Origin of the sequence: Rhizobium sp. 1399 (assembly GCF_031455475.1) — a bacterium.
In the GTDB taxonomy this organism is placed as follows: domain Bacteria; phylum Pseudomonadota; class Alphaproteobacteria; order Rhizobiales; family Rhizobiaceae; genus Rhizobium.
The window spans coordinates 287,569-308,965 of record NZ_JAVDSU010000004.1; the positions used below are offsets into that span (position 1 = coordinate 287,569).

The 21,397-nt window shown below is 60.8% G+C and carries 21 protein-coding genes and 2 tRNA genes; 21 read left to right on the forward strand and 2 right to left on the reverse strand.

Annotated features, from left to right (window positions below; genetic code table 11):
* Positions 1 to 14: 14 nt before the first annotated feature.
* Entirely contained in the window at positions 15 to 914 is a 900-nt protein-coding gene (locus J2X71_RS15745; protein WP_310382958.1) for a LysR substrate-binding domain-containing protein, read from the reverse strand.
* Between the two features lie 103 nt (positions 915 to 1,017).
* Here J2X71_RS15745 and J2X71_RS15750 point away from each other — a divergent pair, with 103 nt between their 5' ends.
* On the forward strand, positions 1,018 to 2,007 hold the full coding sequence (locus tag J2X71_RS15750; RefSeq protein ID WP_310382959.1) for a zinc-dependent alcohol dehydrogenase family protein: 990 nt from the start codon (positions 1,018 to 1,020) through the stop codon (positions 2,005 to 2,007).
* Positions 2,008 to 2,079: 72 nt separating this feature from the next.
* Here the strand turns inward: J2X71_RS15750 and J2X71_RS15755 are convergent, their stop codons facing one another.
* A complete protein-coding gene (locus J2X71_RS15755; RefSeq protein WP_310382960.1) occupies positions 2,080 to 3,066 on the reverse strand; it encodes an aldo/keto reductase in 987 nt (328 codons plus the stop codon).
* A gap of 149 nt (positions 3,067 to 3,215) precedes the next feature.
* On the opposite strand from J2X71_RS15755, the gene J2X71_RS15760 reads away from it, so the two are divergent.
* The 20 genes from J2X71_RS15760 to J2X71_RS15855 all read left to right on the forward strand — a co-directional run bounded on the left by J2X71_RS15760 (position 3,216) and on the right by J2X71_RS15855 (position 21,390).
* A complete protein-coding gene (locus J2X71_RS15760; protein ID WP_113324447.1) occupies positions 3,216 to 3,617 on the forward strand; it encodes a cupin domain-containing protein in 402 nt (133 codons plus the stop codon).
* 334 nt (positions 3,618 to 3,951) lie between these two features.
* Positions 3,952 to 4,028: transfer RNA gene (locus J2X71_RS15765), tRNA-Asp, on the forward strand.
* 73 nt (positions 4,029 to 4,101) lie between these two features.
* Positions 4,102 to 4,178 (forward strand) — tRNA-Asp (locus tag J2X71_RS15770).
* A gap of 248 nt (positions 4,179 to 4,426) precedes the next feature.
* Positions 4,427 to 4,792 carry an NADH-quinone oxidoreductase subunit A gene (locus J2X71_RS15775; protein ID WP_113324478.1) on the forward strand — a complete coding sequence of 122 codons (366 nt, stop codon included), beginning with the start codon at positions 4,427 to 4,429 and terminating at the stop codon, positions 4,790 to 4,792.
* The gene (locus J2X71_RS15780) at positions 4,783 to 5,367 is read left to right on the forward strand and encodes an NADH-quinone oxidoreductase subunit B family protein (RefSeq protein ID WP_037096229.1); all 585 of its coding nucleotides are present in this window, start codon (positions 4,783 to 4,785) and stop codon (positions 5,365 to 5,367) included. Before J2X71_RS15775 ends, J2X71_RS15780 begins: the two co-directional genes overlap by 10 nt.
* 18 nt (positions 5,368 to 5,385) lie before the next feature.
* A complete protein-coding gene (locus J2X71_RS15785; RefSeq protein WP_007823880.1) occupies positions 5,386 to 5,988 on the forward strand; it encodes an NADH-quinone oxidoreductase subunit C in 603 nt (200 codons plus the stop codon).
* A gap of 67 nt (positions 5,989 to 6,055) precedes the next feature.
* Entirely contained in the window at positions 6,056 to 7,246 is a 1,191-nt protein-coding gene (locus tag J2X71_RS15790; protein ID WP_113324446.1) for an NADH-quinone oxidoreductase subunit D, read from the forward strand.
* Positions 7,246 to 7,518, forward strand: coding sequence for a hypothetical protein (locus J2X71_RS15795; RefSeq protein WP_113324445.1), 273 nt, complete (start codon positions 7,246 to 7,248; stop codon positions 7,516 to 7,518). Before J2X71_RS15790 ends, J2X71_RS15795 begins: the two co-directional genes overlap by 1 nt.
* A gap of 16 nt (positions 7,519 to 7,534) precedes the next feature.
* Positions 7,535 to 8,680 carry an NADH-quinone oxidoreductase subunit E gene (locus J2X71_RS15800; protein WP_113324444.1) on the forward strand — a complete coding sequence of 382 codons (1,146 nt, stop codon included), beginning with the start codon at positions 7,535 to 7,537 and terminating at the stop codon, positions 8,678 to 8,680.
* Between the two features lie 12 nt (positions 8,681 to 8,692).
* Positions 8,693 to 9,997: an NADH-quinone oxidoreductase subunit NuoF gene (gene nuoF, locus J2X71_RS15805; RefSeq protein ID WP_113324443.1), complete on the forward strand. Its 1,305-nt coding sequence runs from the start codon at positions 8,693 to 8,695 to the stop codon at positions 9,995 to 9,997.
* Between the two features lie 4 nt (positions 9,998 to 10,001).
* Complete coding sequence (locus J2X71_RS15810) at positions 10,002 to 10,661, forward strand: 5' DNA nuclease (protein ID WP_310382961.1); 660 nt, start codon at positions 10,002 to 10,004, stop codon at positions 10,659 to 10,661.
* A gap of 225 nt (positions 10,662 to 10,886) precedes the next feature.
* Positions 10,887 to 12,968: an NADH-quinone oxidoreductase subunit NuoG gene (gene nuoG, locus J2X71_RS15815; protein WP_310382962.1), complete on the forward strand. Its 2,082-nt coding sequence runs from the start codon at positions 10,887 to 10,889 to the stop codon at positions 12,966 to 12,968.
* A 12-nt stretch (positions 12,969 to 12,980) separates the two neighbouring features.
* Positions 12,981 to 14,027 carry an NADH-quinone oxidoreductase subunit NuoH gene (gene nuoH, locus J2X71_RS15820; RefSeq protein ID WP_037096242.1) on the forward strand — a complete coding sequence of 349 codons (1,047 nt, stop codon included), beginning with the start codon at positions 12,981 to 12,983 and terminating at the stop codon, positions 14,025 to 14,027.
* Between the two features lie 37 nt (positions 14,028 to 14,064).
* Entirely contained in the window at positions 14,065 to 14,556 is a 492-nt protein-coding gene (gene nuoI / locus J2X71_RS15825) for an NADH-quinone oxidoreductase subunit NuoI (RefSeq protein ID WP_037096244.1), read from the forward strand.
* A 142-nt stretch (positions 14,557 to 14,698) separates the two neighbouring features.
* Complete coding sequence (locus tag J2X71_RS15830) at positions 14,699 to 15,316, forward strand: NADH-quinone oxidoreductase subunit J (protein ID WP_007823895.1); 618 nt, start codon at positions 14,699 to 14,701, stop codon at positions 15,314 to 15,316.
* A gap of 25 nt (positions 15,317 to 15,341) precedes the next feature.
* Positions 15,342 to 15,650, forward strand: a complete 309-nt coding sequence (gene nuoK / locus J2X71_RS15835; protein WP_007823900.1) for an NADH-quinone oxidoreductase subunit NuoK — start codon at positions 15,342 to 15,344, stop codon at positions 15,648 to 15,650.
* Between the two features lie 7 nt (positions 15,651 to 15,657).
* Positions 15,658 to 17,655 (forward strand): NADH-quinone oxidoreductase subunit L, encoded by a 1,998-nt coding sequence (nuoL, locus tag J2X71_RS15840; protein ID WP_310382963.1) that lies wholly within the window; start codon positions 15,658 to 15,660, stop codon positions 17,653 to 17,655.
* Complete coding sequence (locus J2X71_RS15845) at positions 17,655 to 19,166, forward strand: NADH-quinone oxidoreductase subunit M (protein WP_007823904.1); 1,512 nt, start codon at positions 17,655 to 17,657, stop codon at positions 19,164 to 19,166. The genes nuoL and J2X71_RS15845 overlap by 1 nt, the downstream gene beginning before the upstream one ends.
* Before the next feature lie 14 nt (positions 19,167 to 19,180).
* A complete protein-coding gene (nuoN, locus tag J2X71_RS15850) occupies positions 19,181 to 20,626 on the forward strand; it encodes an NADH-quinone oxidoreductase subunit NuoN (protein ID WP_310382964.1) in 1,446 nt (481 codons plus the stop codon).
* The gene (locus tag J2X71_RS15855; RefSeq protein WP_310382965.1) at positions 20,626 to 21,390 is read left to right on the forward strand and encodes a biotin--[acetyl-CoA-carboxylase] ligase; all 765 of its coding nucleotides are present in this window, start codon (positions 20,626 to 20,628) and stop codon (positions 21,388 to 21,390) included. Before nuoN ends, J2X71_RS15855 begins: the two co-directional genes overlap by 1 nt.
* Positions 21,391 to 21,397 lie beyond the last annotated feature (7 nt).

Sequence of the window (21,397 nt, forward strand, 5' to 3'; positions counted from 1 at the left end):
ACGACCCGACGGACCTAGACCATGAATTTGGGCAGTGCGGCCGCCAATGCGTCGACGGCAAGACGGATCCTGAGCGGCAGGTGCGGTGTCTGCAGCCAAAGCGCATGGCAGTCATAGAGAAACTCCGGCTGACCCGGCAGCAGCACTTCCAGCGCTCCAGCCTGCACACGGTCGCGGATGAGCCAGTAAGGCAGCCAGGCAAGCCCCATGCCGGCCGTTGCCGCATCTGCAATCGCATCGAGATCGTCGAGCCGCAATCGGCTGTTCGGCCGAACTTCCACCGGAGGCTGGTCGCCATGCGGGAAGAGCCATGGGCTGAAGCGGGCAGAGCGTGCGTAGATGATCGCATTGTGCCTGCCGATATCTTCGATCTGCTCAGGTCTACCATGCGCATCGAGATAGCTCGCTGAGGCGCAGACCACCATGCGCTGGCGCGCGACGCGGCGCGCGATAATGCCTGACCTGTCTGCCAGTTCGCCGGTCCGGATCGCGAGATCGTAACCGTCATCGGCGAGATCGGTAACGGGATCGCTGAGCGACAGATCGAGTTCGAGGTTCGGATATCGCTTTGCAAGCTCGATCAGAACCGGAAGCACGCAATGACGCCCAAAATGCACGGGCATGGTGACACGCAGCTTGCCGCATGGTTCGGAAAGATGATCGATCGCGAGCGCATCCGCCGCTTCCGTCTCGGCAAGGATCATCCGACAGCGCTCATAATAGGCGCGTCCGAAATCCGTCAGGCTCTGGCGGCGTGTCGTCCGGCTGATAAGGCTGACCCCCAATCGCTCCTCAAGAAAGCGGATGTGCTTGCCGACCATGGGGCCAGATAGGCCGAGTGCTGCTGCCGCTGCCGCAAACGAGCCCAGATCCACAGCCTTCACGAAGACGGTCATGCTGGTGAGACGATCCATATTGCAAACCCATGGTTTCTTCTGTCTTGCTTTCTGGCCAATTTATCTTCTGCAGTCCGCTTGTCATAGCTCATTCGGTTCAATTGTTTTGGAGTCGATCGAAATGGCACGCATAATCCGCTTCCACGAGCTGGGTGGTCCCGAGGTTCTTCGCATCGAGGATGTAGATGTGCCGGCACCCGGGCCGGGGCAGGTTCAAATCCGCGTCAAGGCGCTGGGCATCAACAGAGCCGAGGCGCTGCTTCGGTCCGGCAACTACATCGAGACTGCGCCTCTGCCATCTGGCCTGGGCCTCGAAGCGGCCGGCATCGTCGAGGCGGTAGGCGAGGGCGTGGATGGCTTTGCGCCGGGTGACGGCGTCAGCATCATTCCGCCGATCTCCATGGTGCGCACACCGGCTTATGGCGAACTGGTCGCATTTCCCGCTGAATACGTAGTCAGGCACCCGCCGTCGCTCTCCTGGGTGGCGGCAGCCGCGATTTGGATGCAATATCTCACGGCCTATGGCGCTCTTATCGATATTGCTCGGCTGCAGAAGGGTGATTTCATTGCCGTTACCGCGGCATCGAGCAGCGTGGGGCTTGCTGCGATCCAGATCGTCAACATGGTGGGTGCCACGCCGATCGCGATCACGAGGACCGCGGCGAAACGTCAGTCATTGCAGGATGTCGGTGCCGCGCATGTCATTGCATCGCAGGAGGAGGACCTTGAAATGCGGCTGAGGGAAATCGCCGGGGCGGACGGTGTGCGGGTCGTCTTCGACGCCGTGGCAGGCCCGATCTTCGGACCGCTGACGGCAGCAATGTCATCGGGCGGCATTCTCATCGAATATGGCGGACTGAGCTCGGCGCCGACGCCCTTTCCTCTGCCTGCCGTGCTCGGAAAATGTCTGACGCTGCGCGGCTATCTCGTTCACGAAATCACCCGCGATCCGGCCCGGCTGGACGCGGCAAAGCGGTTTATTCTGGAAGGGTTCGCATCCGGTGCTCTCAAACCCGTCATATCAAGGACATTCCCCTTCGAGCAGATCGTCGAGGCGCACCGCTTCCTGGAATCGAACGAGCAGTTCGGCAAGATTGTCGTAACGGTGTGATCCAGCACGGGCCGGATGGATAGATCAGGCCCGGCCGTCTTGGCCGGCCGGGCCTGAGCAATCAGTCAGGGCCTACCAGCGCTGATGGACATGCGGTGCGATCAGTCGCTTGTAAATCTCGCGTGTCGCCGCCATGACGTCAGCCGAGAGCGGCGCAAGATCGGCGGCGGCCGCATTGGCCTTGGCCTGCTCGGCATTGCGTGCGCCGGGGATGACGACCGTGACGGCCTCTGCCATCAGGATCCAGCGCAGCGCAAAGGCGGCCATGCTCGCACCCGCCGGCACCAGTTTGCGTACTTCCTCGACGGCCTGCAGGCCGACCTCGAAGGGCACGCCCGAGAAGGTCTCGCCGACATCGAAGGCTTCGCCATTTCGGTTGAAGTTGCGGTGGTCGTCGCTTGCGAACTTCGTGTCGCGGGTGATCTTGCCGGAGAGCAGGCCGCTGGCGAGCGGCACGCGGGCGATGATCGCCACGTTCTTGCGGCGGGCTTCGCTGAAGAACAGATGATCGGGACGCTGGCGGAAGATGTTGTAGATGATCTGGATGCTGACGACGCCGGGATATTCGATCGCTTTCAGTGCTTCCTCGACCTTCTCGACGCTGACGCCGTAGCCCTTGATCTTGCCGGCCTTCTGCAGCTCGTCCAGACCTGCGAAGACTTCCGGGCGATAGAGCACTTCCGTCGGCGGGCAGTGGAGCTGCACGAGATCGAGGCTGTCGACCTGCAGGTTTTTCAGGCTGCGGTCGATGAAGCCTTCCAGATTGGCCTTGGTGTAGCCATCAGCGACATGCGGGTTCAGACGGCGGCCGGCCTTGGTCGCGACCATCGGGCGTTCACCGCCGCGCGCCTTCAGCACTTCGGCAATGATCTTTTCGGAACGGCCGTCGCCATAGACGTCGGCGGTATCGATGAAGGTCATGCCGGCGTCGAGCGCGGCATTCAAGGCAGCGCGGCCGTCCGCTTCGCTGACATCGCCCCAGGAGCCGCCGATCTGCCAGGCGCCGAAGCCCACATCGGTGACGGTAAAGGGCAGGCGGCCAAAAGCATGATGTTTCATGGAAATCCTCCGTTCGTGATGAAAGGCCCTCGCAGTAGCAGGCGCCGGGTAGGGCGGCAATTGCCGATGGCGCTTGGATCGCCTGCTGCGATCAAATATCCTTGTCCACGACGGCTTCAACCGCAGACGACGGAAGAACAGGAAAGATCATGGATATCAAGGCTACAGGCTCGCGCCCTTCCACGAAGGGCCAGGCCGATTATTTCACCGGCTCAGTTCGTCTCGATCCGCTCGTCGAGGCGCCGGAGCCGGCGCGCGTGCGGGGCACTCACGTGACCTTCGAGCCGGGCGCGCGCACTGCCTGGCATACGCACCCCCTGGGGCAGACGCTGATCGTTACGTCAGGCAGAGGCCTCGCTCAGACATGGGGCGGGGAAATCAGGGAAATCCGCCCGGGTGATGTTGTGTGGTTCCCGCCGGGCGAGAAGCACTGGCATGGCGCAAGCCCCGAGACCGCCATGAGCCATATCGCCATCCAGGAAGCATTGAACGGCAGCGTCGCCGACTGGCTGGAGCAGGTCAGCGACGAGCAATATGCTGGCAAGGCCTGAGGCGGCTGCCCGACTTCAGGCTCTGAGAGAGCGCATGCGATTCGAGCTTCCGTTGCGAAGCTCTGTCGCGGGCCGAGGCGTTTCAGGCATCTCCGCAGCATCCGTGCGGGCTGCTTGTGGAAAACCTGACGCAACGGATATGAGGTCCGCAGGCAAAGCAGAATCGCCGATTTGCCGGGAGGATCGAGAAGGCTTTCCGAAACAATTTCAGGACTGTCATGGTTTTGTCTCCAAACCTGCTTGACACTAAAAGGCGAACCCCTTAGTTAGCCGCTCATCCCAACGGCCAGCCCGTTTGGAGAAGGTGCTCAGGCACCGGATTGCTTGAAAGAATGCGGGTGTAGCTCAGTCGGTTAGAGTGCCGGCCTGTCACGCCGGAGGTCGCGGGTTCGAGCCCCGTCACTCGCGCCATTTCAAAGCAGGCGTCAATTTGACGCCGTCTGTCCGGTTGCGTGGTATCCTCACGGTCCGAAAGGTCCAATGCGCGGGTGTAGCTCAGTCGGTTAGAGTGCCGGCCTGTCACGCCGGAGGTCGCGGGTTCGAGCCCCGTCACTCGCGCCATTTATCTCCGAAAAGCCATGCAGTTTCCGAGGGTCAGCCATGCGGCCTTCCACGACATTTGCGGATTTGTCGCGACATCGTTGCATCTGCTTGATAATGTCCGTCTCACGCTGTTCGAATAGCTTCTGTAAAAGTCTTGCGCCGGGGCTCCGGCTGCGCTAACCACGGCTTGTTGCAACGCACGTTCGCTTGCCGGGCATTTGCCCAGTTGCGCCGCCAGGCGCCGCCCGCAAGCAGGGATGAACATGATGACTGAACTGCTCAGTTCCTATATTCCGATCGCTATCTTCATCGGCATCGCGCTCGTTATCGGCCTGGCGCTTCTCATTGCGCCGTTTGCCGTTGCCTTCAAGGCGCCCGATTCGGAAAAGCTTTCGGCTTATGAATGCGGCTTCAACGCATTCGACGACGCTCGCATGAAGTTCGACATCCGCTTCTATCTCGTGTCGATTCTCTTCATCATCTTCGACCTTGAAGTCGCTTTCCTCTTCCCGTGGGCCATTTCCTTCGGCGCCATCGGCTGGTTCGGCTTCTGGTCCATGATGGTCTTCCTTTTCGTGCTGACCATCGGCTTTATCTATGAATGGAAGAAGGGAGCCCTGGAATGGGAGTAGCCCCCGCTAGCAATCAGACGCTCGTAGCGCAGCAGCCGAAGGGGATTATCGATCCCTCCACCGGCAAGCCGATCGGCAGCAACGACGCGTTCTTCGGCGAGATCAACAACGAGCTCGCCGACAAGGGTTTTCTCGTCACCTCGACCGATGAGCTGATCAACTGGGCCCGTACCGGCTCGCTGATGTGGATGACCTTCGGTCTTGCCTGCTGCGCCGTCGAAATGATGCAGCTCTCCATGCCGCGTTACGACGTCGAGCGTTTCGGCTTCGCCCCGCGTGCCTCGCCGCGCCAGTCCGACGTCATGATCGTCGCCGGCACGCTGACCAACAAGATGGCGCCTGCGCTCCGTAAGGTCTACGACCAGATGCCCGAGCCGCGTTACGTCATCTCCATGGGCTCCTGCGCCAATGGCGGCGGCTACTACCACTATTCCTATTCGGTCGTGCGCGGTTGCGACCGCGTCGTGCCGATCGATATCTACGTGCCGGGCTGTCCCCCCACGGCGGAGGCGCTGCTTTACGGCGTGCTTCTGCTGCAGAAGAAGATCCGCCGCACCGGCACGATCGAACGCTAAGGGTAAGGACAGAGAATTATGAGCGAAGCCCTTACTGAGCTTTCGTCGTACCTTTCGGAAGCGCGTGGCAACCTGATTGCCGCCTCACAGCTCAAATATGGCGAGCTGACGCTGACGACGACTGGCGATAACCTTATTCCGCTGCTGACCTTCCTGCGCGATGACGCCAAATGCGGCTTCGTCAACCTGACGGATATTTGCGGCGTCGACTGGCCGCAGCGCGAACTGCGCTTCGATGTCGTCTATCATATTCTGTCTCCGAAGCAGAACCTGCGCATCCGCGTGAAGGTGGCGACCGACGAGGATACGCCGGTTCCGTCCGCCTGCGCCGTTTATCCGGGCGCCGACTGGTTCGAGCGCGAGACCTGGGACATGTACGGGGTGCTCTTCACCGGCCACCCGGACCTGCGCCGGATCCTGACCGACTACGGTTTCGAAGGCCATCCGCTGCGCAAGGACTTCCCGACGACCGGTTTCGTTGAAGTTCGCTACGACGATGCGGCAAAGCGCGTCGTTTACGAACCTGTCGAACTGAAGCAGGAATTCCGCAATTTCGATTTCTTGTCCCCTTGGGAAGGCACGGAATATGTGCTGCCGGGCGACGAAAAGGCGAAGCAGTAAGTTTGAGGCGTGTGGCGGGCCGAAAGCCTGCTGTTCACTGACTACCTGAAAAAGCGAGCCCATCGCCATGACCGAACATAACGTCCGTAACTTCAACATCAATTTCGGGCCGCAGCATCCGGCAGCGCACGGCGTTCTGCGTCTTGTGCTGGAGCTTGACGGCGAAATCGTGGAGCGCGTCGATCCGCATATCGGCCTGCTGCACCGCGGTACCGAAAAGCTGATCGAGACCAAGACCTATCTGCAGGCCGTTCCCTACTTCGACCGCCTCGACTACGTGGCGCCGATGAACCAGGAACATGCCTATGCGATGGCGGTCGAAAAGCTGCTCGGCATCGAGATCCCGATTCGCGGCCAGCTCATCCGCGTGCTCTACTCGGAAATCGGTCGTATTCTGTCGCACCTGCTGAACGTCACGACGCAGGCCATGGACGTCGGTGCGCTGACGCCGCCGCTTTGGGGCTTCGAAGAGCGCGAAAAGCTGATGGTGTTCTATGAGCGTGCTAGCGGCTCACGCATGCACGCCGCTTACTTCCGTCCGGGCGGTGTCCATCAGGACCTGCCGGAAGAGCTCGTGCAGGATATCGGCAAGTGGTGCGACCAATTCCCGGGCAAGCTCGACGATATCGACGACCTTCTGACCGGCAACCGCATCTTCAAGCAGCGTAACGTCGATATCGGTGTCGTCTCGCTGGAAGATTGCTGGGCCTGGGGCTTCTCGGGCGTCATGGTGCGCGGTTCGGGCGCTGCCTGGGACCTGCGCCGCGCGCAGCCCTATGAATGCTACTCGGATCTCGAGTTCGACATTCCGATCGGCAAGAACGGCGACAACTACGATCGTTACCTGATCCGCATGATCGAGATGCGCGAATCGGTGAAGATCATGAAGCAGTGCGTGAACCGCCTGCTCGGTGATGCCAAGGCGGGACCGTTCTCCTCGATCGACGGCAAGGTCGTTCCGCCGAAGCGCGGCGAGATGAAGCGGTCGATGGAAGCGCTGATCCACCACTTCAAGCTTTATACCGAAGGCTATCACGTTCCGGCCGGCGAAGTTTATGCTGCCGTCGAAGCGCCAAAGGGTGAGTTCGGCGTCTACCTCGTCTCCGACGGCACCAACAAGCCTTACCGCTGCAAGATCCGCGCTCCGGGTTATGCACACCTGCAGGCGATGGACTTCATGTGCCGTGGCCACCAGCTTGCCGACGTCGCGGCCGTTCTCGGCTCGCTCGACATCGTGTTCGGCGAGGTGGACCGCTGATGCAGGCTCTGCCGCTCGCAGCCGCACTTCTTCTTTCGGCTTCCTCCGCCTTTGCGCAGGATGCCGGAAAGCTCGGCACGCCGCTGGGCCATGAGGAAGCGCAGCCGCCGGCAGAGCAATCGTCCATGGGCGATCTTTTGTCCAAGGGCTATCAAATCAAGGCCGCCGTGCCGAATGGCGGCAAGTTCGTGGTGTTTATGCAAAAAGACCAGTCGGCCTATGCCTGTGAAATGCAGTCTTTGACTGCTTCGCGGTGTGGAACGCTAAACTGACAAGGCGTGAGGAAGAATGTCCGTTCGTCGATTAGCCGAAGATCAATTCCAGCCGGCCGCATTCGCTTTCAGCGATGAAAATGCGGTCTGGGCGGAAAAGACGATTCAGAAATATCCCGCAGGCCGTCAGCAGTCCGCGGTTATTCCGCTGTTGATGCGTGCGCAGGAGCAGGATGGTTGGGTCACCCGTCCGGCGATCGAAAAGATCGCCGACATGCTGGACATGGCCTATATCCGTGTCCTCGAAGTCGCGACCTTCTATACCCAATTCCAGCTTCATCCCGTCGGCACCCGCGCTCACGTGCAGGTCTGCGGCACGACGCCCTGCATGCTGCGCGGTTCGGAAAAGCTGATGGGGGTCTGCCGCAGCAAGATCCACCAGCATCCGTTCGAGCGCAACGCCGAGGGCACGCTCTCCTGGGAAGAGGTCGAATGTCTCGGGGCCTGCGTCAACGCTCCGATGGTGATGATCGGCAAGGATACCTACGAGGATCTGACGCCGGAGCGCCTGGAAGAAATCATCGATACGTTCGCGGCAGGAAATGGGGCGAGCGTCAAGGTCGGCCCGCAGATCGACCGTCACCTGTCCTCACCCGAAGGTGGCCCGACGACCCTGCTGGACGATGTTGCTGTCAGCCGCACTGGGGTTAAGAAGGCCCCGGCTGCCGCGCCTGTCGACGGCGCGCCGGTTCCGCCCTCCGAGGCCGCTCGCCCGAAGAGCACCGATGCAGAGACCAACGCGTCGCTGAAGACGCCGGCAACGTCTCCCAAGGCATCGGCCAAGAACGCGAAGGCTGCCGAAGTTCAGCCGCTGTCCGGTACGGCTGCTTCCGAACCCGCGCCGAAACCTGTTGCTGAAGCCGTTGTAAAGCCGTCGCTGACCGACAAGAATCGCCCGGCCGGCATCGAAAAGCCCGCCGCTCCCGATGATCTCAAGATGATTTCCGGCGTTGGTCCGAAGATCGAAGCAACGTTGAACGAAATCGGCATTTTCACCTTCTCGCAGATCGCGGGTTGGAAGAAGGCCGAACGCGAATGGGTCGATGGTTTCCTGAATTTCCGCGGCCGCATCGAGCGCGATGACTGGGTCAAGCAGGCCAAGGCGCTCGCCAAGGGCGGCGAAGCGGAATATATCAAGGTCTTCGGCAAGAAGCCGCGGTAAGAGGTGTGAGATATGTTAGAAGATAAAGACCGCATCTTTACCAACATCTACGGCCTTAAGGACAAATCCCTGAAGGGCGCGATGAGCCGCGGCCACTGGGATGGCACCAAGCAGATCCTCGAAAAGGGCCGTGACTGGATCATCGACGAGATGAAGGCTTCCGGCCTTCGCGGACGTGGCGGCGCAGGCTTCCCGACGGGTCTCAAGTGGTCGTTCATGCCCAAGCAGAGCGACGGCCGTCCGCATTACCTCGTCGTGAATGCCGACGAATCGGAGCCCGGCACCTGCAAGGACCGCGACATCATGCGCAACGATCCGCATACGCTGATCGAAGGCTGCGTGGTCGCAAGCTTCGCCATGGGCGCCAACGCTGCCTATATCTATGTGCGCGGTGAATATATCCGCGAGCGCGAAGCGCTGCAGGCCGCAATCGATGAATGCTATGATGCCGGCCTTCTCGGCAAGAACAACAAGCTCGGCTGGGACATGGACATCTTCGTCCATCACGGCGCCGGCGCTTATATCTGCGGCGAAGAAACCGCGCTGCTCGAAAGCCTTGAAGGCAAGAAGGGCCAGCCGCGCCTGAAGCCGCCATTCCCGGCCAATATGGGTCTCTATGGCTGCCCGACGACGGTCAACAATGTCGAATCGATCGCCGTTGCCCCGACCATCCTGCGCCGTGGTGCCGGCTGGTTCTCGTCCATCGGCCGTCCGAACAACGTCGGCACCAAGCTCTTCATGCTCTCCGGTCACGTCAACAAGCCGTGCACCGTAGAAGAGAGCATGGGCATCACCTTCCGCGAACTGGTGGACAAGCACGCCGGCGGCATCCGCGGCGGTTGGGACAACCTGCTGGCCGTCATTCCGGGTGGCGCATCGTGCCCGATCGTTCCGGCCAAGGACATCATCGACTGCCCGATGGACTTCGACGGTCTGCGCGCTGTCGGCTCCTCCTTCGGCACGGCCGCCTCGATCGTCATGGACAAGTCCACCGACGTCATCAAGGCGATCGCCCGTATCTCGGCCTTCTTCAAGCATGAGAGCTGCGGCCAGTGCACGCCGTGCCGCGAAGGCACCGGCTGGATGTGGCGCGTGATGGAGCGTATGGCACGCGGCAACGCCCAGAAGCGCGAAATCGACATGCTGTTCCAGGTCACCAAGCAGATCGAAGGCCACACCATCTGCGCGCTCGGCGATGCCGCCGCATGGCCGGTGCAGGGTCTGATCCGTAACTTCCGTCCGGAAATCGAAGCCCGCATCGACCAGTATACGGCCAGTGCGCTCGATCACGGTGCGGTTCTGGAGGCGGCAGAGTAAGCGCATGACGACCAAGGCATCCGATAGCAAGGTGGGAGAAGGGGCAGCCGATTTCGCGGCTGACTTCGGCCGTCTTGCTGCCGGCATGCTGGAAAATGCGCGTGCGATGCCCGTTCATCCGCTGATGGCGCATCAAGCTGCGGCATTTGCCGCAGCCACGGCGATCGGTTTCGGCATTTCCACGCAGATGGCCGGCGTCTTCTTCGGCGCGTTGCAGGGAGCATTCGAGACGGCGAACATGGCAGCCGCAGCGCTCGACGAAACGCCGCCGGATGAAGAAACGCCTGAGATGGCCATCCGTCCGGAGAATATTCGCCGCCCGGCTGAAACGGCTATTCCGGTTCGCAAGGCTGTAAAGCCGAAGCTGACGGTGGTTTCCACCAGGGCCCCGACGGTAGAAGCCGTAAAGCCGGCGGTTGCCAAGGCGAAGCCGGCCGCAAGGTCCAGGAAGGTTGACGACCTGAAGCTGATCGCCGGCATCGGTCCGAAGTTGGAGCAGGTGCTGAACAAAAGAGGCATCCGCACCTTTGCCGATATTGCGGCATGGAGCGAGGCCGACGTTGCGAGCCTGGACGCCGAACTCGGCTTCGACGGCCGCATCCTGCGTGACGACTGGGTTGGCCAGGCCAAGGTGCTGGCGACACGGGGTCGCAGGAAGAAGTAGGTTTCCGGCCGCAGGCGATGGCCGGAAGAATGGCATATCGATCGACGGGGCAGGGGGCTCCGGGTCATGGTGCCGATGGCGGGTTTCGGGTCTCGGAACCAGCGAAAGAGAATTTGGGCAATTCCGGCGCCAGGACGGACGAAATGTCTGTCTTGGCAATATGGATGTTGCAAAAATAGGTTTGTTTGCCGGTGCCCGGCGAATGGGAAACAGGACTGAGTGACGATGGCAAAACTGAAGATTGACGGTAACGAGATCGAAGTTCCGGATCATTACACGCTGATTCAGGCGTGCGAAGAGGCCGGTGCTGAAGTTCCGCGCTTCTGCTTCCATGAGCGTCTGTCGGTTGCCGGCAATTGCCGCATGTGCCTCGTCGAGGTCAAGGGCGGTCCGCCGAAGCCGCAGGCTTCCTGCGCCATGGGCGTGCGCGATATCCGCGGCGGCCCGAACGGCGAACTGCCTGAAGTCTTCACCAACACGCCGATGGTCAAGAAGGCCCGCGAAGGCGTGATGGAATTCCTGCTGATCAACCATCCGCTGGATTGCCCGATCTGCGACCAGGGCGGCGAATGCGATCTGCAGGACCAGGCCATGGCCTTCGGGATCGACACGTCGCGCTATCAGGAAGACAAGCGCGCCGTCGAAGACAAGTATATCGGTCCGCTCGTCAAGACCGTCATGAACCGCTGCATTCACTGCACGCGTTGCGTCCGCTTCACGACGGAAGTGGCCGGCATTTCCGAACTCGGCCTGATCGGCCGCGGCGAAGACGCTGAAATCACCACCTATCTCGAGCAGGCCATGACCTCCGAGCTGCAGGGCAACGTTGTTGACCTCTGCCCGGTCGGCGCGCTCACCTCCAAGCCCTTCGCCTTCACGGCCCGTCCGTGGGAGCTGAACAAGACCGAATCGATCGACGTCATGGACGCCGTCGGTTCGGCAATCCGCGTGGATACCCGCGGCCGCGAAGTCATGCGCATCCTGCCGCGCGTCAACGAGGCGGTGAACGAAGAGTGGATCTCCGACAAGACCCGTCACGTTTGGGACGGCCTGAAGACGCAGCGCCTCGACCGCCCTTACGTCCGCAAGGACGGCCGTCTGCAGCCGGCGAGCTGGGGCGAAGCCTTCGGCGCCATCAAGGCTGCCGTATCGGCAACGTCGGGCGACAAGATCGGCGCGATTGCCGGCGACCTCGCTTCGGTCGAAGAAATGTATGCGCTGTCCGAACTGGTAAAGTCGCTGGGTTCCGGGAACCTCGACTGTCGCCAGGATGGGGCGGCACTTGATCCGTCGCTCGGCCGCGCAAGTTACCTCTTCAATCCGACTATATCAGGCATCGAACAGGCCGACGCGCTGCTCATCGTCGGTGCGAATCCGCGTTTTGAAGCCGCCATCCTCAATGCTCGCATCCGCAAGCGTTTCCGTCGCGGCGGCTTCCCGATCGGTGTGATCGGTGAGGGCGGCGAGATGCGCTATAAGTATGATTACCTCGGCGCAGGTCCCGATACGCTGAAGGACATTCTCGATGGCAGCCACGCCTTCGCCGAAGTCCTCTCCAAGGCTTCCAAGCCGATGATCATCATTGGCCAGGGCGCTCTGACCCGAACGGATGGCGCAGGCGTTCTCGCAACCGCCGCCAAGCTCGCTGTCAATGTCGGCGCGATCGCTGAAGGCTGGAACGGTTTTGCGGTGCTGCACACCGCGGCATCGCGCGTCGGCGGCCTCGACCTCGGCTTCGTGCCGGGCGCCAAGGGCGCCAATGCCGCCGAGATGCTGAAGGCCATGGACGTGCTCTTCCTGCTCGGCGCCGACGAACTCGACTTCTCGACCAAGGCTGCGAAGTTCACCGTCTATATTGGCTCGCATGGCGACAACGGCGCACATGGCGCCGACGTCATCCTGCCGGCCGCCGCCTACACCGAAAAGTCCGGCACCTGGGTCAACACCGAAGGCCGCGTCCAGATCGGCAACCGCGCCGGTTTCGCACCGGGCGACGCCCGCGAAGACTGGGCGATCATCCGCGCTCTTTCCGACGTGCTCGGCAAGAAGCTCCCCTTTGATTCTCTCGGCGAATTGCGCAGCAAACTCTATGCGGCATTCCCGCATTTTGCGGCCGTCGATGAGATCGCCGAAGGTGATAGCGCCCAAATTGCCGCACTGGCGAAAAAAGCCGGTAAGATGAACAAATCCGGGTTTGCGTCGTCGGTCAAAGACTTCTATTTGACGAACCCGATAGCGCGCGCCTCGGCTGTCATGGCCGAGTGCTCGGCATTGGCCCGCAACAATTTCAAAGTCGCGGCAGAGTAAGGGCAGGAACTCATGGATTCTTTCTTCTCGACCTATGTCTGGCCGGCGATCATCATGATCGGTCAGTCACTGCTGCTGCTCGTCTGCCTGCTGGTCTTCATTGCTTACGTCCTTCTTGCTGACCGCAAGATCTGGGCTGCCGTCCAGCTGCGCCGCGGTCCGAACGTCGTCGGCCCCTTCGGCCTGTTCCAGTCCTTCGCCGACCTTCTGAAGTTCGTCTTCAAGGAGCCGGTCATTCCGGCCGGCGCCAACAAGGCGGTCTTCCTGCTCGCCCCGCTCGTGACCGTGCTTCTGGCGCTGTCGACTTGGGCGGTCGTGCCGCTTGCTGACGGCTGGGTGGTTGCCAACATCAATGTCGGCATCCTCTACATCCTGGCGATCTCCTCGCTCGAAGTTTACGGCATCATCATGGGTGGCTGGGCTTCGAACTCGAAGTATCCGTTCCTCGGCGCGCTGCGCTCCGCCGCACAGATGGTGTCTTACGAAGTCTCGATCGGCTTCGTCATCGTTACCGTTCTTCTCTGCGTCGGTTCGCTGAACCTGACTGACATCGTCAATGCTCAGCGCACCGGCCTCGGTACGATGCTCGGCCTGCCGAACTCGTTCCTCGACTGGCACTGGCTGGCGCTGTTCCCGATGTTCGTCGTCTTCTTCATCTCGGCGCTCGCCGAGACGAACCGCCCGCCTTTCGACCTTCCGGAAGCAGAATCCGAACTCGTCGCCGGCTTCATGGTCGAATACGGCTCGGCTCCGTACATGATGTTCATGCTCGGCGAATATGCGGCCGTCGTGCTGATGTGCTCGCTGACGACGATCCTCTTCCTGGGTGGCTGGCTGCCGCCGGTTGATTTCTGGCTCATCAACTGGGTGCCCGGTATCATCTGGTTCATGCTGAAGTCGTGCCTGGTGTTCTTCATGTTCGCCATGGTCAAGGCTTTCGTGCCGCGTTACCGCTACGACCAGCTCATGCGTCTCGGCTGGAAGGTTTTCCTTCCGCTGTCGCTCGCCATGGTCGTCATCGTTGCATTCGTGCTGAAACTGACGGGATGGGCAGGCTGATGTCCAACCTCGTTTCCGGCAAAATTGGAGATTGAAGATGGGAAGCCTGTCCGCCTCCATCAACTCGCTTTTTCTTAAGGAATTCGTCGGCGCCTTCTTCCTGTCGATGCGCTATTTCTTCAAGCAGAAGGCGACGATCAACTACCCCTTCGAAAAGGGTCCGGTCAGCCCGCGCTTCCGCGGCGAGCATGCACTGCGCCGTTATCCGAACGGTGAAGAGCGCTGCATCGCCTGCAAGCTGTGCGAAGCGATCTGTCCCGCTCAGGCGATCACCATCGAAGCCGGCCCGCGCCGCAATGACGGCACGCGCCGCACGGTGCGCTACGACATCGACATGGTGAAGTGCATCTACTGCGGCTTCTGCCAGGAAGCTTGCCCTGTTGATGCGATCGTCGAAGGCCCGAATTTCGAATTCGCCACCGAAACCCGTGAAGAACTCTACTTCGATAAGCAGAGGCTCCTCGAAAACGGCGACCGGTGGGAGCGTGAAATCGCCCGCAACATGGCTATCGATGCGCCGTATCGTTGATTGAAATTTGAAATGCCGCGGGAAGGGCGCTCTTGCCCACAGCGGTCAACATGCACCGGGGCTTTGCCGGCGAAAGCTGTGCGAAGTCCTATCGGGCAGGGAAACTCCCGGCTGCCCGGGGGAAGATGAAAAAGGCACCAACATGGGTCTGCAGGCTCTATTTTTCTATCTTTTCGCCTTTGTCGCGATAGCGTCGGCGTTCATGGTCATCTGGGCGAAGAACCCGGTTCACTCGGTTCTGTTCCTGATCCTGGTGTTCTTCAATGCGGCCGGTCTCTTCCTGCTGCTGGGTGCCGAATTCCTGGCGATGATCCTGCTCGTCGTCTATGTGGGCGCGGTCGCTGTTCTCTTCCTCTTCGTTGTGATGATGCTCGACATCGACTTCACCGAGCTTCGCGCCGGTGTTCTCGAGTATGCGCCGATCGGCGCGCTGATCGGTCTCATCCTCGCAGCCGAACTCATCGTCGTCATTGGTGGCAGCGCGATCTCGCCCGAGATTGCCAAGACGGTCGCCATGCCGATCCCGGCACTGACCGAACGCACCAATACGGCCGCTCTCGGCGACGTGCTCTACACGAACTACGTCTACTTCTTCCAGATCGCCGGTCTGATCCTGCTGGTCGCCATGATCGGCGCGATCGTGCTGACGCTGAAGCATCGCACCAATATCAAGCGGCAGAATATTTCCCGCCAGGTTGCCCGCACGCCTGCGACCGCCGTCGAGGTGATCAAGGTCAAGCCGGGCCAGGGCGTGAGCTGAGCCGAGAGGTCAAGGAACAAAGAACATGGTCATCGGACTTTCCCACTATCTCACGGTCAGCGCCATCCTCTTCACGATCGGCATCTTCGGCATCTTCCTGAACCGGAAGAACATCATCGTCATCCTGATGTCGGTCGAACTGATCCTGTTGTCGGTCAACATCAACATGGTCGCCTTCTCGTCGTTCCTCAACGACATCGTCGGCCAGGTGTTCGCACTGTTCATTCTGACTGTTGCTGCTGCTGAGGCGGCGATCGGTCTTGCAATTCTCGTTGTCTTCTACCGCAACCGCGGTTCGATCGCGGTCGAAGACGTCAATATGATGAAGGGCTGAGCGGCTCATGTTCCTCTATAAGGCTATCGTCTTCCTTCCCCTGATCGGTGCGATCATTGCCGGCCTCTTTGGCCGTGCGATCGGCGCCAAGGCGTCGGAATATGTCACCAGCGGCCTGATGATCATCGCCGCTGTCCTGTCCTGGGTCGTCTTCTTCACGGTTGCGCTCGGCCATCCGGAAGGCGTGATCAAGGTCGAGGTTCTGCGCTGGATCCAGTCCGGCGGCATCGACGTCTCCTGGTCGCTGCGTGTCGATACGCTGACCTCGGTCATGCTGATCGTCGTCAATACGGTCTCGACCCTGGTGCACGTCTACTCGATCGGTTACATGCACACCGATCCGCATCGCCCGCGCTTCTTCGCCTATCTGTCGCTCTTTACTTTCGCCATGCTCATGCTGGTGACCGCCGACAACCTCGCCCAGATGTTCTTCGGCTGGGAAGGCGTGGGTCTCGCCTCATATCTGCTGATCGGCTTCTGGTACAAGAAGCCCTCGGCATCGGCGGCTGCAATAAAGGCCTTCATCGTCAACCGCGTCGGCGACTTCGGCTTCGTGCTGGGTATTGCCACCGTCTTCGTGCTGTTCGGCTCGATCAACTTCGACACGATCTTCGCCAATGCCTCGACCTTCGCTCCGGCGGAAGGCGGCGGTGAAGCCGGTGAAGTGATCCTGAACCTCTTCGGCATGCATCTCGACAAGGCGCATGCGCTGACCGGCGCCTGCCTGCTGCTCTTCATGGGCGCAATGGGTAAGTCGGCGCAGTTCCTGCTGCACACCTGGCTGCCGGATGCCATGGAAGGCCCAACCCCGGTGTCCGCACTCATCCATGCCGCAACAATGGTGACCGCCGGCGTCTTCCTCGTCGCCCGCATGTCGCCGCTTTTCGAACTGTCGCCGGACGCACTCGTCGTCGTGACGATCATCGGCGCGATCACTGCCTTCTTCGCGGCGACCGTCGGCCTTGTGCAGAACGACATCAAGCGCGTCATCGCCTACTCGACCTGCTCGCAGCTCGGCTACATGTTCGTCGCCCTCGGCGTCGGCGCCTATGGCGCGGCAATCTTCCACCTCTTCACGCACGCCTTCTTCAAGGCTTTGCTCTTCCTTTGCGCCGGCTCGGTCATCCACGCCGTCGATGGCGAGCAGGACATGCGTCATATGGGTGGTCTGTACCCGCATATCAAAGTTACCGGCGGCCTCATGATCATCGGTACGCTCGCGATCACCGGTGTCGGCATCCCCTTTACCCCGATCGGTTTTGCAGGCTTCTTCTCCAAGGATGTCATCATCGAGGCTACCTATGCGTCGCATTCGCCGGCTGCGGGCTTCGCCTTCACGCTGCTCGTTATTGCGGCACTTTTCACGAGCTTCTATTCCTGGCGCCTGATCTTCATGACCTTCTTCGGCAGGCCGCGCGCTTCGCATGAAGTCATGCATCACGTCCATGAATCGCCGCAGGTCATGCTGGTGCCGCTCTACATCCTGGCCATCGGCGCGGTCGTCGCGGGCGTGCTCTTCGAAGGCCGTTTCTACGGCGAGGAATATGCCGAGTTCTGGAAGGGCGCACTCTTCACTGGTGCCGAGAACGAACTGGTGGAAGAATTCCATCACGTCCCGGCCTGGGTCGGCCTCAGTCCCTTCATCGCCATGCTGCTCGGTTTCGTGACCGCCTGGTACATGTACATCAGGTCGCCGTCGACGCCGCGCAAGCTCGCCGAGCAGCACCGTGTGCTCTACCAGTTCCTGCTCAACAAATGGTACTTCGACGAGCTCTACGATTTCCTCTTCGTCCGCAGCGCCAAGGCTCTTGGCAACTTCCTCTGGAAGAAGGGTGATGTCGGCGTCATCGATACCTACGGTCCGAACGGCATTGCCGCCCGCGTCGTCAACGTCACCGACCGCGTCGTGCGCCTGCAGACCGGCTACCTCTATCACTATGCCTTCGCGATGCTGATCGGCGTTGCAGCGCTCGTTACCTGGATGATGCTCGGGAGTTCCTTCTGATGACCGATTGGCCTATTCTTTCAACGGTCACCTTCCTGCCGCTCGTCGGCGTGGTGCTCTTGTTGCTTATGAACGGCGAAACTGAGAACGGCCGCAAGAACGTGCTGTGGATTTCGCTGATCACCACGGTTTTCACCTTCATCCTCTCGCTCTTCATCTGGATCGGTTTCGACAACGCCAATCCGGGCTTCCAGATGATCGAGCAGCATAGCTGGCTCGGCACCGGCATCGGCTACCATGTCGGTGTCGACGGCATCTCCATGCTGTTCATCATCCTCTCGACCTTCTTGATGCCCTTCTGCGTGCTCGCAAGCTGGCTCTCGATCGAGAAGCGCCTGAAGGAATACATGATCGCCTTCCTCATCCTTGAAGTGATGATGGTCGGTGTCTTCGTCTCGCTCGATATCGTTCTCTTCTACGTCTTCTTCGAAGGCGGCCTCATTCCGATGTTCCTGATTATCGGCGTCTGGGGCGGTGCGAACCGCGTCTATGCGAGCTACAAGTTCTTCCTCTACACGCTGCTCGGCTCGGTGCTGATGCTGCTCGCCATCATGGCCATGTACTGGCAGGCCGGCACGACTGACATCACCGCGCTGCTGGCCTACAAGTTCCCGCCGGCAATGCAGACCTGGCTGTGGCTTGCCTTCTTCGCGTCCTTCGCGGTGAAAATGCCGATGTGGCCGGTCCATACCTGGCTCCCCGACGCACACGTCCAGGCGCCGACGGCCGGTTCCGTCATCCTGGCAGGCGTGCTTCTGAAGCTCGGCGGCTACGGCCTGATCCGCTTCTCGATCGGCATGTTCCCGGTCGCTTCGGATCATTTCGCGCCGCTCGTGTTCGCGCTGTCCGTTATCGCTATCATCTACACCTCGCTGGTCGCGATGATGCAGGACGACATCAAGAAGCTGATCGCCTATTCCTCGGTCGCTCACATGGGCTACGTGACGATGGGCATTTTCGCGGCCAACGCTCAGGGCCTGCAGGGTTCGATCTTCCAGATGCTGTCGCACGGCATCGTCTCGGGCGCGCTCTTCCTCTGCGTCGGCGTCGTCTATGACCGCACTCACACCCGCGAGATCGCGGCTTACGGCGGTCTGGTCAACAACATGCCGAAATATGCCGTCGCCTTCATGGTCTTCACCATGGCCAATGTCGGCCTGCCCGGCACTTCGGGTTTCATCGGCGAATTCCTGACGCTGATCGGCGTCTTCCGCGCCAACACCTGGGTTGCGCTCTTTGCCGCCACCGGTGTCATCCTCTCTGCTGCCTATGCGCTCTGGCTTTATCGCCGGGTGATCTTCGGCGCGCTGGAGAAGGAAAAGCTGAAGGCGCTGCTCGACCTTTCGCCGCGTGAAAAGGTCATCCTTTATCCGCTGGTCGCGCTCACTATTTTCTTCGGCGTCTATCCGGCTCCGGTCTTCGATGCGACCGCAGCTTCGGTAGACCATCTGATCAACAGCTATTCGGCCGCAGTGCAGGCAGCGCAGAATGTTGCGCTGTCGATGAAATGACGGGAGTTTAGGACATGACTGCTGAAACAATCTCCCTGAGCCTGTACCTGTCCGCGCCGGAAATCATCCTCGCGATCGGTGCCCTTCTGCTGCTCATGATCGGCGTTTTCTCAGGCGAGCGGTCCGGTCCGCTCGTCAGCGCGCTGGCGATGATCGTGATTGCCATCTCCGGCCTGTGGCTGATCTTCGTTCCCGGCGACGGCCTTGCTTATGGCGGCGTCTATCTCGCCGACGGCTTTGCACGCTTCATGAAGGTGCTGGCCCTGATCGGTTCTCTGGTCGCGCTGTTCATGTCGATGGGTCATGCGCGGGAAAACCAGCTCGACAAGTTCGAGTTCCCGGTTCTCCTGGTGCTTTGTACGCTCGGCATCATGCTGATGATCTCGGCAAATGATCTGATCGCGCTCTACCTCGGCCTCGAACTGCAGTCTCTGGCGATCTACGTCATCGCTGCGATCAACCGCGACAGCCTGAAGTCAACCGAAGCCGGCCTGAAGTATTTCGTCCTCGGCGCGCTTTCCTCGGGCATGCTGCTCTACGGCATGTCGCTGGTCTACGGGTTCACCGGTCACACGCATTTCGCCGAAGTTGCCCAGGCGCTCACGGTCGAGGGAGCACGCTCGCTCGGCCTGATCTTCGGCCTCGTCTTCATCCTCGCCGGTATCGCCTTCAAGATCTCGGCCGTTCCGTTCCATATGTGGACGCCGGACGTTTATGAAGGCGCGCCGACCCCGGTCACCGCCTTCCTGGCGAGCGCGCCGAAGGTTGCCGCCATGGCGATGATGACCCGCATCGTCATCACCGCCTTCGAGCCGGTGCTGACCGATTGGCAGCAGGTCATCGTCTTCATTTCGATCGCCTCGATGCTGCTCGGTTCGTTTGCGGCCATCGGCCAGAAGAACATCAAGCGACTGATGGCCTATTCCTCGATCGGTCACATGGGTTATGCGCTGGTCGGCCTCGCAGCGGGCAACCAGACGGGCGTCACCGGCGTCATGCTCTACATGGCGATCTACATGGTCATGACCCTCGGCTCCTTCGCCATCATCATGTCGATGCGCCGCAAGGACGGTACGGTTGTCGAAAATGTCAGCGATCTCGCCGGCCTGTCAACGACGAACCCCTTCATGGCTGTCGTGCTGACAGCGCTGATGTTCTCGCTTGCCGGTATCCCGCCGCTCGCTGGCTTCTTTGCGAAGTACTTCGTCTTCGTCGCCGCCATCGAAGCCAAGCTTTATGCGCTTGCCGTCATCGGTGTCCTGGCTTCGGTCGTCGGCGCTTACTACTACCTGCGCGTCATCAAGCTGATGTGGTTCGATGAGGCGACCGGCGAGTTCGCCCGCGTCTCCGGTTCGCTGCGCCTCGTCTTCGGTCTCTCCGGCCTCTTCGTCGCTGCCTATGTTCTCATCGGCGGTCCGATCGGTGGTGCGGCAGAGCTCGCTGCGGCAACGCTGTTCTGATGGCTCCCGACAAGCGGCGCCGGATATCGCTCGGCGATATCAGGCACGAGGCCTTGTCGGATACGTCGTCGACCAACACGGAATGCCTTGCCCGGGCTCGGGCAGGGAACAGCGGTCTGCTCTGGGTGACCGCCGAACGACAGACCGGCGGCCGAGGGCGCCGGGGCCGTCCCTGGGTTTCAGAGCGCGGCAATCTCTACGCCTCACTTCTCCTCATCGATCCGGCGCCGATGGAGCGCCTTGCCTCCCTGCCGCTGGCAATCGCCGTCGCCGTGCACCAGGCGATCCGCAATGTACTGCCGCCCGGCGCCGAGCCGCTCGAGGTGAAGTGGCCGAACGATATCCTGATCGGACGCAAGAAGACCTGCGGCATCCTCGTGGAAGGCGAACGACTGGCGGATGGCCGCCATGCCGTCGTGATCGGCATCGGTATCAATGTATCGGTCATGCCGGACAACCCTATCTATCCGGTGACCTGCCTGCGTGATCAGGGAAGTGCGGCTTCGCCCGAAGAGCTCTTCGCCCATCTCTTTGCCTCCATGGCCGAGACGCTTGATATCTGGGATGAAGGCCAGGGTATCGCCGAGGTCACGGCTCGGTGGCGCGCTGTCGCCTGCGGTATTGGCGAAAAGATAACCGTGAATCTGCCCGACAGGTCGATTTCAGGATATTTCGCCGGGATAGATGATAATGGCCTGTTGATGCTCGATACCGGCGCAGGCAGGATAATGCCGATTGCGGCCGGCGATGTATTCTTTGGATAGTGGAAAA

Excerpts from the sequence above, each read along its gene's own strand:
- J2X71_RS15755 (WP_310382960.1), bottom strand. The coding sequence starts at position 3,066 with ATGAAACATCATGCTTTTGGCCGCCTGCCCTTTACCGTCACCGATGTG.
- J2X71_RS15810 (WP_310382961.1), top strand. The coding sequence starts at position 10,002 with ATGACGACCAAGGCATCCGATAGCAAGGTGGGAGAAGGGGCAGCCGAT.
- J2X71_RS15790 (WP_113324446.1), top strand. The coding sequence starts at position 6,056 with ATGACCGAACATAACGTCCGTAACTTCAACATCAATTTCGGGCCGCAG.
- J2X71_RS15785 (WP_007823880.1), top strand. The coding sequence starts at position 5,386 with ATGAGCGAAGCCCTTACTGAGCTTTCGTCGTACCTTTCGGAAGCGCGT.
- nuoN (WP_310382964.1), top strand. The coding sequence starts at position 19,181 with ATGACTGCTGAAACAATCTCCCTGAGCCTGTACCTGTCCGCGCCGGAA.
- nuoG (WP_310382962.1), top strand. The coding sequence starts at position 10,887 with ATGGCAAAACTGAAGATTGACGGTAACGAGATCGAAGTTCCGGATCAT.
- nuoF (WP_113324443.1), top strand. The coding sequence starts at position 8,693 with ATGTTAGAAGATAAAGACCGCATCTTTACCAACATCTACGGCCTTAAG.
- J2X71_RS15745 (WP_310382958.1), bottom strand. The coding sequence starts at position 914 with ATGGATCGTCTCACCAGCATGACCGTCTTCGTGAAGGCTGTGGATCTG.
- nuoL (WP_310382963.1), top strand. The coding sequence starts at position 15,658 with ATGTTCCTCTATAAGGCTATCGTCTTCCTTCCCCTGATCGGTGCGATC.
- J2X71_RS15830 (WP_007823895.1), top strand. The coding sequence starts at position 14,699 with ATGGGTCTGCAGGCTCTATTTTTCTATCTTTTCGCCTTTGTCGCGATA.
- nuoH (WP_037096242.1), top strand. The coding sequence starts at position 12,981 with ATGGATTCTTTCTTCTCGACCTATGTCTGGCCGGCGATCATCATGATC.
- J2X71_RS15760 (WP_113324447.1), top strand. The coding sequence starts at position 3,216 with ATGGATATCAAGGCTACAGGCTCGCGCCCTTCCACGAAGGGCCAGGCC.
- J2X71_RS15775 (WP_113324478.1), top strand. The coding sequence starts at position 4,427 with ATGACTGAACTGCTCAGTTCCTATATTCCGATCGCTATCTTCATCGGC.
- J2X71_RS15855 (WP_310382965.1), top strand. The coding sequence starts at position 20,626 with ATGGCTCCCGACAAGCGGCGCCGGATATCGCTCGGCGATATCAGGCAC.
- J2X71_RS15780 (WP_037096229.1), top strand. The coding sequence starts at position 4,783 with ATGGGAGTAGCCCCCGCTAGCAATCAGACGCTCGTAGCGCAGCAGCCG.
- J2X71_RS15795 (WP_113324445.1), top strand. The coding sequence starts at position 7,246 with ATGCAGGCTCTGCCGCTCGCAGCCGCACTTCTTCTTTCGGCTTCCTCC.
- J2X71_RS15845 (WP_007823904.1), top strand. The coding sequence starts at position 17,655 with ATGACCGATTGGCCTATTCTTTCAACGGTCACCTTCCTGCCGCTCGTC.
- nuoI (WP_037096244.1), top strand. The coding sequence starts at position 14,065 with ATGGGAAGCCTGTCCGCCTCCATCAACTCGCTTTTTCTTAAGGAATTC.
- J2X71_RS15750 (WP_310382959.1), top strand. The coding sequence starts at position 1,018 with ATGGCACGCATAATCCGCTTCCACGAGCTGGGTGGTCCCGAGGTTCTT.
- nuoK (WP_007823900.1), top strand. The coding sequence starts at position 15,342 with ATGGTCATCGGACTTTCCCACTATCTCACGGTCAGCGCCATCCTCTTC.
- J2X71_RS15800 (WP_113324444.1), top strand. The coding sequence starts at position 7,535 with ATGTCCGTTCGTCGATTAGCCGAAGATCAATTCCAGCCGGCCGCATTC.